This window comes from Photorhabdus bodei (assembly GCF_003287735.1).
GTDB classification, from domain to species: Bacteria; Pseudomonadota; Gammaproteobacteria; order Enterobacterales; family Enterobacteriaceae; genus Photorhabdus; species Photorhabdus kayaii.
The window spans coordinates 63,877-72,463 of the sequence record NZ_NSCM01000018.1 but is presented as its reverse complement, the minus strand read 5'-3'; the positions used below and the strand labels follow the sequence as shown (position 1 = coordinate 72,463).

Below are 8,587 nucleotides of genomic sequence, written 5' to 3'. Positions count from 1 at the left end.
ATTTCGAGACAAAGTATTCAAATTTTTCACCACAACGCTACCGGATATAGCGGACTCGCTGATGTCTAGAATTAACGACCATTTTCAGGTGCTAAAAACTGCATCTTGAAGTTTCTTGGGTATATATACCCTATGGATTTCAAGGTGCATCGCGACGGCAAGGGAGCGAATCCCCGGGAGCATAGATAACGATGTGACCGGGGTGAGTGAGTGCAGCCAACAAAGAGGCAACTTGAAAGATAACGGGTATAAAACTTTAAATGAGAATACTGTGCAAAAAATTACATTAATTACGGGTGGATCACGCGGCATTGGTCGCGCAACAGCTTTTTATCTGGCAGAGAAAGGGCATCACATTTGTATTGGCTACCACACCAATCAAGATCAAGCTCAGGAAGTCACAGAAATCATCCATAATATCGGCGGTAAAGCTATCGCCATTCAGGTCGATGTCGCTGATGAAAAACAAGTTGTAGAACTCTTCCAAAAAACTGATGCCGAACTCGGATGCATAACAGGTCTAGTCAACAATGCTGGGATTCTTAAATCACAAGCGTCAATTGAACAATTAACCGCTCATCGCTTGCATGATATTTTTGCCACCAATGTCATAGGCAGTTTTCTCTGTGCACGAGAAGCGGTTAAAAGAATGTCTTTTCAACATGGGGGACAAGGTGGATCAATTGTCAATGTTTCATCCGCAGCATCCCGACTGGGAGCACCACGCGAATATATAGATTATGCCGCATCAAAAGGAGCGATCGATACTTTGACTATTGGCCTGTCTCTGGAAGTGGCAGATCAGGGAATTCGGGTCAATGCCGTTCGTCCTGGATTTATTTATACGGATATGCATGCCGATGGTGGCGAACCAAATCGAGTTGATCGGGTGAAAAATTCCTTACCAATGAAACGTGGTGGACAACCGAAAGAAGTGGCACAGGCTATCGCCTGGTTGCTGTCGGATGAAGCTTCATATGTAACAGGAAATTTTATTGATCTGGCCGGAGGGAAATAACATTTAAAACAAGTATATACCCTATGGATTTCAAGATGCATCGCGACGGCAAGGGAGTGAATCCCCGGGAGCATAGGTAACTATGTGACCGGGGTGAGCGAGTGCAGCCAACAAAGAGGCAACTTGAAGGATAACGGGTATAGATTGGGTTGAAAGCAGGCCAATACGGCTAACTTGACTGAGATTGAAAGTTTATTTAGAGCAGCAGGAACCAACCCAATTCGAACAGCCTCCAATCATCCAGATGCACAGCTACGCTGGCATGAATCATTTCATTTTATGAGAAATAGTTTGCAACCCGGTCAATTCACAGGTCTTGCTTATACTCGGCCACCATCTCAACAACAAAATGGTTTATTTCTCCTGGTGGCGGTCATATGGTCGTTGTCAGACGTCATCAACCTCAACACTCGTCTGAATTCTTGATTATCAAAGCGGGCAAATAACCGGGTTACACGAAAACTTTCCACCAGAAGGCCAATGGCACGGAAGCTACCATATATTTAACAGAGGTCCTACCCAAATATCAGGAAATAACTGGGGGGGAATTATATTCAAGGCTTATTTCAACCACGGATCAAACACAAAATAATACCGAAATCCATCCAAGACGCACCCAATTAGGCGGACTGACTGAACCTCAAGGTTCAAATCGCAGACAATCTTATCGGGCATGGCTTTTTGAATAAAAGAACCTATTAAAATGAAAATACCTATAGGTCAACAACTGTTGCTCTGTAGGTATAAAATCTCCTGCTCATCTTCATTAACCCAGCCAACAAAAAAACAGACCTTGAAATAACAATCATAAAAATATCGCTTGGATCACACTTTAAGTAACAAAGCATCCTTTCCAACGAAAAGTACCAGTCAACCTTCCGAAAATCTATTCAAGAAATGCCGTTCTAAAGCTTCAATTAAGAAACACAAAACAAACATTAAATTAACATCCATGTGCCAATATTGATTATACCCTATGGATTTCAAGATGCATCGCGACGGCAAGGGAGTGAATCCCCGGGAGCATAGATAACTATGTGACCGGGGTGAGCGAGTGCAGCCAACAAAGAGGCAACTTGAAAGATGACGGGTATATATTATATCAAGACAGGCGCTTTTTATGACGACTGTGAGGTAGACATGAAACCAGAAGATTTTCGCGCCGACAAAAAACGTCCTTTCACCAGTGAAGAGTACCTGAAAAGCCTTCAAGATGGCCGCGAAATTTACATTTATGGCGAACGCGTAAAAGATGTCACTACACATCCCGCATTCCGCAATTCTGCTGCTTCAATCGGTCAGTTGTACGATGCCCTGCACGCCCCAGAAACCCATGATACCTTGTGCTGGAATACCGATACCGGCAACGGCGGGTATACTCACAAATTCTTCCGCTTTGCTAGCAGTGCGGATGAGCTGCGCCAACAACGTGATGCTATCGCTGAATGGTCACGTCAAACCTATGGCTGGATGGGCCGTTCACCTGACTATAAAGCGGCCTTCGGTAACGTACTCGGCGCATTTCCTGAATATTATGGTCAGTTTGCTGATAACGCCCGTACCTGGTACAAACGTATTCAGGAAACAGGCGTTTACTTTAACCATGCCATTGTCAATCCACCAATCGATCGCCATAAACCCGCCGATCAGACACGTGATGTCTATATTAAGCTAGAAAAAGAAACTGATGCCGGTATTATCGTCAGCGGCGCAAAAGTGGTAGCAACTAATTCAGCCCTGACTCACTATAACTTTATCGGTTTTGGCTCCGCGCAAGTAATGGGGGATAACCCTGATTTCGCCCTGATGTTTGTCGCGCCAATGGATGCGGAAGGCGTGAAATTGATCTCCCGCGGCTCCTATGAATTGGTGGCAGGCGCAACAGGTTCCCCATTCGATTATCCCTTATCCAGCCGTTTCGATGAAAACGATGCAATTCTGGTGATGGATAAGGTCCTTATCCCTTGGGAAAATGTCCTGATTTACCGCGACTTTGACCGTGCACGCAACTGGGCCATCCAAGCGGGTTTCACTAGTCTGTTCCCATTACAGGCTTGTGTACGGCTGGCGGTGAAATTGGATTTTATTACCGCTCTGCTACAAAAGAGCCTGGAATGCACTGGCGTGATAGAATTCCGTGGTGTTCAGGCTAACCTGGGTGAAGTGGTTGCCTGGCGTAACCTGTTTTGGTCACTGAGTGATGCCATGTGGGCAGAAGCCAAGCCGTGGAAAGGCGGCGCTTACCTGCCAGATACTCAGGCAATACAAACTTATCGCGTTATGGCACCAATGGCCTACACGAAAATTAAAAATATTATTGAAAGTAACGTCACCAGCGGCCTAATTTATTTGCCATCCAGTGTACGTGATATGAATAACCCAGAAATTGATAAATATCTCGCCCGGTATGTTCGGGGTTCCAACGGTATCGATCACGTTGAACGCATTAAGATTTTAAAACTGATGTGGGATGCCATTGGTAGTGAATTTGGTGGTCGTCACGAATTGTACGAAATCAACTATGCCGGAAGTCAGGATGAAATTCGGATGCAATGTCTGCGCCATGCTCATGGCTCTGGCAACATGAAAAAAATGATGGATATGGTTGATCGCTGCCTTGCTGATTATGATCAGCATGGCTGGCGTAGGCCACATTTATACAACAATAACGATATTAACCAGTTAGATAAGCTGCTGAAATAATCGGTAGCAGGAGGCCAATATGTCCTTAGAAAATGAACATCGCCTGCGTTTCAGAGATGCGATGGCGAGCCTATCAGCAGCGGTGAATATCGTCACCACCGATGGCCATGCCGGATGCTGTGGCATCACTGCCACCGCAGTATGCTCAATCACCGATACGCCACCCACGCTGATGGTATGCATTAACCGCAGCAGTGCTATGAATACAGTTTTTCAGGAAAATGGCCGCCTGTGTGTCAATATTTTAAACCACGAACAAGAATTGATGGCACGTCACTTTGCCGGTATGACCGGAGTCAGCATGGAAGAGCGCTTTCGCTGGAATATCTGGCAGAAAGGAATATTAGGTCAACCGGTGTTAACTGGCACCCTCGCCAGCCTTGAAGGTGAAATTGAACAGGTTCAAGAAGTGGGAACGCATAACGTGTATCTGGTTCAGATTAAACATATCACGGTGAGCGAACAAGGCCACGGCCTCATCTATTTCAAGCGTAATTTCCGTCCAGTTATGTTGGAAATTGAAGCCGCCACAGTTTAACTGCTTCTCCATCAGGCAGTGATTGTTCCTCCACTATTCAGGCTTTGAACGGCCTGAATAGCGTTTTTTATCAACACTTCCATTAAACTTCTGATTATTTTTGATATTCACCTGATGAATATACTATTAAATTCAATACTAATATCTTTATATTAGTGTGATCGCCCACCAGGAACATATTTTAACCATATAATAATCTACCGTCCTCCGATCACTTGAATAAAGTACATAAAAAAACCACTTTAGCGACAGATCATGTCACTGAATGTCACTGTACATTTCCGAGTGTATTTCAACCAATAATGCTAATCAGAGGCAATCAACTATGAATAAACCCGCATCCATCGGTTTATTACAACAACCCAAGCCGTTCTTTATGATTTTCTTCGTCGAGCTTTGGGAGCGATTCGGCTACTACGGTGTACAAGGCGTTCTTGCTGTCTATTTTGTACAAAAATTGGGATTTTCCCAGGAACAAGCGTTTATTACCTTCGGTGCATTTGCCGCGTTAGTTTATGGTTTGATCTCGATTGGCGGTTATGTAGGTGACCACTTACTGGGAACTAAACGAACCATTGTGTTGGGTGCCATAGTCCTGGCAATTGGCTACTTTATGACTGGTCTTTCTATCCTACACCCTGATTTAATTTTCTACGCATTGGGAACGATTGCCGTTGGTAACGGCCTGTTCAAAGCTAACCCAGCCAGCCTACTGTCTAAATGCTATCCACCCAAAGATCCTCGTCTGGATGGAGCTTTTACGCTGTTTTACATGTCAATCAACCTCGGCTCGCTGTTCTCACTCGCTCTCGCTCCTGTTATTGCGGAAAAATTTAGTTATGCCGTTACCTACAATATTTGTGGTATTGGTCTGATTATTGCTTTGTTAGTCTATATTTTCTGTCGCAATACGGTACGTAATATTGGTTCTGAACCCGACCATCAACGAATCAACTATAAAAACCTATTCATGGTATTAGCAGGAAGTGTTGCGATGGTTTACGTCTGTGCATGGCTGATGCACAACGTGAAAATAGCCAATATTGTGCTGATTACCCTATCTGCTATCGTGGTATTTATCTTCTTCCGTGAAACATTAAAGCAGGATAAAGCTGGCCGTAACAAAATGTTTGTTGCTTTCATTTTGATGCTTCAAGCTATTGTGTTCTTCATTCTGTATGCTCAGATGCCAACTTCTCTCAATTTCTTTGCCATCCATAACGTTCACCATCAGTTGCTTGGTTTTGACATTAATCCGGTCAGTTTCCAGGCGCTTAACCCATTCTGGATAGTTGTTGCCAGCCCGATACTCGCCGCCTTATACACTCACTGGGGCGCTAAAGGTAAAGACCTCACAATGCCAGCTAAGTTTGCAGTTGGTATGTTCCTGTGCTCTTTAGGTTTCCTCACTGCCGCCGCTGCCGGTTTGTGGTTTGCAGATGAACAAGGTTTGACCTCCCCTTGGTTTATTGTTCTGGTTTATTTTTTCCAAAGCATCGGTGAATTGATGATCAGCGCATTGGGCCTGGCAATGATTGCGGCCCTTGTTCCTCAGTACCTGATGGGTTTTATTCTGGGGATGTGGTATTTAACTCAAGCAACTTCCTCCTTACTCGGCGGCTATGTCGCAGCCCTTACCGCCGCACCGAAAGGTATTACTGACCCATTGCAAACATTACCAATCTATACCAGCGTATTTGGCAAAATTGGGATAGCTACCTTCATTGTCGCTATCATCATGTCGGTCACCGTGCCGTGGCTGAACCGTATGATGAATGAAAAACAAAAAATATGATTTGATCCAAAATAAAAAACCTCGCCAAAGGAGAAAATACCGATCGTGTGACTTGCTCCCACCACTCAATCACCAGTGATAGTGGGGGCATCTTCATAACCCCAATTAATCATCGCTAATCGTTTTCGTTGTAATTCCCCGCACTACAAATGTTATTATTCAAGCATTTATTAAATATTAATTTCAGCTTCCAACATGATAATTTACCGCAATCCAGTAATCCATTTGCCCGGCCTTACTTCGATGGTTCCGTGCATCCTGATAATTTGAAAATGTTTATTTAAGTGAGATTTACGGGCGATAAACTTGCCGAAGATCAAGAAATAGATTACATCCAGATTGCGACCGAAGACTACTTTGGTGTAATGCGTATCATTGGCGAGTGTGACATTCGCCACCGCCTCATAATTCATGGAGAAAATGATGAAAACTTTAGATTACTTTGCCCAGTTAAGATCACAACTGGCCGCGTTTACCTTCCTCAATGGCGATGGGCTGACTGTTTCCCGTCTGGGTCTCTCGATTACTCTGTTTTTTAAACAAGGCTACAGCCAGGAAAAAAACAACGCATTCTGGCCTGCTACCGCCGCTTTCGTGAAGAATTTGGCACTCACCTGCGTTTTCATACTCATGAGTTGAAAGGGTTCAAAAAATATTCTCCGGAAAATATTGCCAAAGTGGAAGAAGGTATCCTAAATCAGAAAAAAAACCAGCTTTCTAGATGGGATGTTAGTGATGCAAAAAATCTCTATGAAGCCCCTCGCTATCTGGCGAACCGATAGCCTACCGGGCAAGCAGTACTTCTTTGCTCAGGGTGCGATGGCTTTTGATGCTGAAGGTACAGAACCGGTCAAAACAATATTAAATTACCTTCGAAACCAGTCATGTGGAATCCCTCACCGGCATTTTTGTAATAAGCAAGGAATTCCATCGGTCAGATATATATCCGTTATCTTTCAAGTTGCCTCTTTGTTGGCGGCACTCGCTCACCCCGGTCACAAAGTTAGTTATGTTCCCGGGGATTCGTTCCCTTACCGTCGCGATGCATCTTGAAATCCATAGGGTATAGAGCATCTAGAATTTAGTAGCTTTGAACATGGCAAAAGGGGGGTAACATCGTAAATCTCCAGTATCCTTTAAAGCATCCGCGTCATTGTGTTCAAAAAGCTCAATAGTTTTGAACCCGGCCTTGTTCAAGATTTCATAATATGTATCTTTATGCCAATGCGTATCTGAAACCTTAAATATACTTCCATTTGGCAGATCTAAATACACTGGCTTGATTTCTCCATCATTGTATTTTTTATTTAGATCGCCGCTCATAAAAGAGCTGAACTTAATCCCACAAGAATCCGGATTAGTATCCAATACGTAAAAAATACCACCAGGTTTTAATGTTCTATGAACTTCCTTGGCGATTTTTAAAAGATCAGACTTTTTATTGCTACCGATGAACACGTAACAGCATATAGCTGCGTCGAAAGTATTATCATTGAAGTTAAGGACACCAGTTTTGATTTGATGATAAGAGCTATTGCCACGATTGATATTGCTGGCGGCTTTGTCCACCATAGTTTGTGAGATATCTACTCCCGTTACCGTCTTTATGCCCCCAGCAATTAGCCGACGTGACACTTTCCCACCACCACAACCGTAATCAAGAACCGATATGTTTTGCCCCAAGCTCTCCTTAAGGTTCTCAATCAACGGTGTGTACCCAAGTCTCTCTTCCAAATAATCATCATATTGATCGAATAAGTTTGAAACCTCTTCATTCATCCAGTCAGTATTCATTTGTCATCTCATATTCATATATGTGTAGTAATAACCAAAAATTGCTCTTTAAAGCCCTTCGGATTTTTCGCCTGATATCCCCGCCCGCACGGGGCAAGGGTTTACGGCGGTTTTTGCTAAGAAAAAACACAACTGAGTTAAATAAAAGGTCTAACAGAACCTAAAATAATAAATTGGTTTTTGCAATACCTAAATCATATTTAGCAATATTGCTTTTTCTTTAAATTGATCACGCTCCTCCAGAACCCCATTGTGAAAAAAATTCAATATCAAAATGACACAAATACAACTATGTGTATATGAGTATTATCTATACATTGAGTCCAGTCACAATATTCCTTTTTTTATAGGAGGTTTCTCGTATATATACTCAATCAACTTGAATCCTGCATTTTAAAATTAATTTGGTATATTATCATTCTAAAAATAGTTTTTAAAAATAATAATCATATTCATTGAAAATAACTACTTTATACAGATTAATATACAGTCGCGATAATTACCATAATGATAACCAAAAAGAAAAAAACTCACTGAATGCCATCTGACAATTACCTAAAAACAGCCCAAAAACGAGGCCATAAAACAGTCGAAATAATGTTTTTTATCATTATTCTCTTCGCTCATCACAAAATATTAATCACTTTACTTTCCATAAAACACCATTCAAAACAATAGTAATTATTTCATAACTTTATCATTTACAAAATTAATTATTATTTGCGTAATTATAAATTTT

The 8,587-nt window shown here is 42.4% G+C and carries 6 protein-coding genes and 2 pseudogenes; 7 read left to right on the top strand and 1 reads right to left on the bottom strand.

The genetic code is table 11. The features are described from left to right. The 7 genes and pseudogenes from CKY02_RS12330 to CKY02_RS26710 form a co-directional block, all read left to right on the top strand. Positions 1-109, top strand: a pseudogene (locus CKY02_RS12330) (IS630 family transposase); the annotation flags it as partial. A gap of 162 nt (positions 110-271) precedes the next feature. Next, positions 272-1,018: an SDR family oxidoreductase gene (locus tag CKY02_RS12325; RefSeq protein ID WP_112895507.1), complete on the top strand. Its 747-nt coding sequence runs from the start codon at positions 272-274 to the stop codon at positions 1,016-1,018. 1,140 nt (positions 1,019-2,158) lie between these two features. Continuing rightward, on the top strand, positions 2,159-3,721 hold the full coding sequence (gene hpaB, locus CKY02_RS12320; protein ID WP_112895506.1) for a 4-hydroxyphenylacetate 3-monooxygenase, oxygenase component: 1,563 nt from the start codon (positions 2,159-2,161) through the stop codon (positions 3,719-3,721). 19 nt (positions 3,722-3,740) lie between these two features. Next, positions 3,741-4,259 (top strand): 4-hydroxyphenylacetate 3-monooxygenase, reductase component, encoded by a 519-nt coding sequence (hpaC, locus tag CKY02_RS12315; RefSeq protein ID WP_112895504.1) that lies wholly within the window; start codon positions 3,741-3,743, stop codon positions 4,257-4,259. Between the two features lie 325 nt (positions 4,260-4,584). Continuing rightward, positions 4,585-6,054, top strand: a complete 1,470-nt coding sequence (gene dtpB, locus CKY02_RS12310) for a dipeptide/tripeptide permease DtpB (RefSeq protein WP_112895503.1) — start codon at positions 4,585-4,587, stop codon at positions 6,052-6,054. A gap of 423 nt (positions 6,055-6,477) precedes the next feature. Then, positions 6,478-6,824, top strand: a pseudogene (locus CKY02_RS26715) (type VI immunity family protein); the annotation flags it as partial. Continuing rightward, the gene (locus tag CKY02_RS26710; RefSeq protein ID WP_146747432.1) at positions 6,790-7,107 is read left to right on the top strand and encodes a hypothetical protein; all 318 of its coding nucleotides are present in this window, start codon (positions 6,790-6,792) and stop codon (positions 7,105-7,107) included. The pseudogene CKY02_RS26715 and the gene CKY02_RS26710, both read left to right, overlap by 35 nt. Before the next feature lie 21 nt (positions 7,108-7,128). Here CKY02_RS26710 and CKY02_RS12290 read toward each other — a convergent pair whose 3' ends face one another. Continuing rightward, on the bottom strand, positions 7,129-7,848 hold the full coding sequence (locus tag CKY02_RS12290) for a class I SAM-dependent methyltransferase (protein ID WP_112895501.1): 720 nt from the start codon (positions 7,846-7,848) through the stop codon (positions 7,129-7,131). Positions 7,849-8,587: the final 739 nt, after the last annotated feature.

Excerpts from the sequence above, each read along its gene's own strand:
- hpaB (WP_112895506.1), top strand. The coding sequence starts at position 2,159 with ATGAAACCAGAAGATTTTCGCGCCGACAAAAAACGTCCTTTCACCAGT.
- hpaC (WP_112895504.1), top strand. The coding sequence starts at position 3,741 with ATGTCCTTAGAAAATGAACATCGCCTGCGTTTCAGAGATGCGATGGCG.
- dtpB (WP_112895503.1), top strand. The coding sequence starts at position 4,585 with ATGAATAAACCCGCATCCATCGGTTTATTACAACAACCCAAGCCGTTC.
- CKY02_RS26710 (WP_146747432.1), top strand. The coding sequence starts at position 6,790 with ATGCAAAAAATCTCTATGAAGCCCCTCGCTATCTGGCGAACCGATAGC.
- CKY02_RS12290 (WP_112895501.1), bottom strand. The coding sequence starts at position 7,848 with ATGAATACTGACTGGATGAATGAAGAGGTTTCAAACTTATTCGATCAA.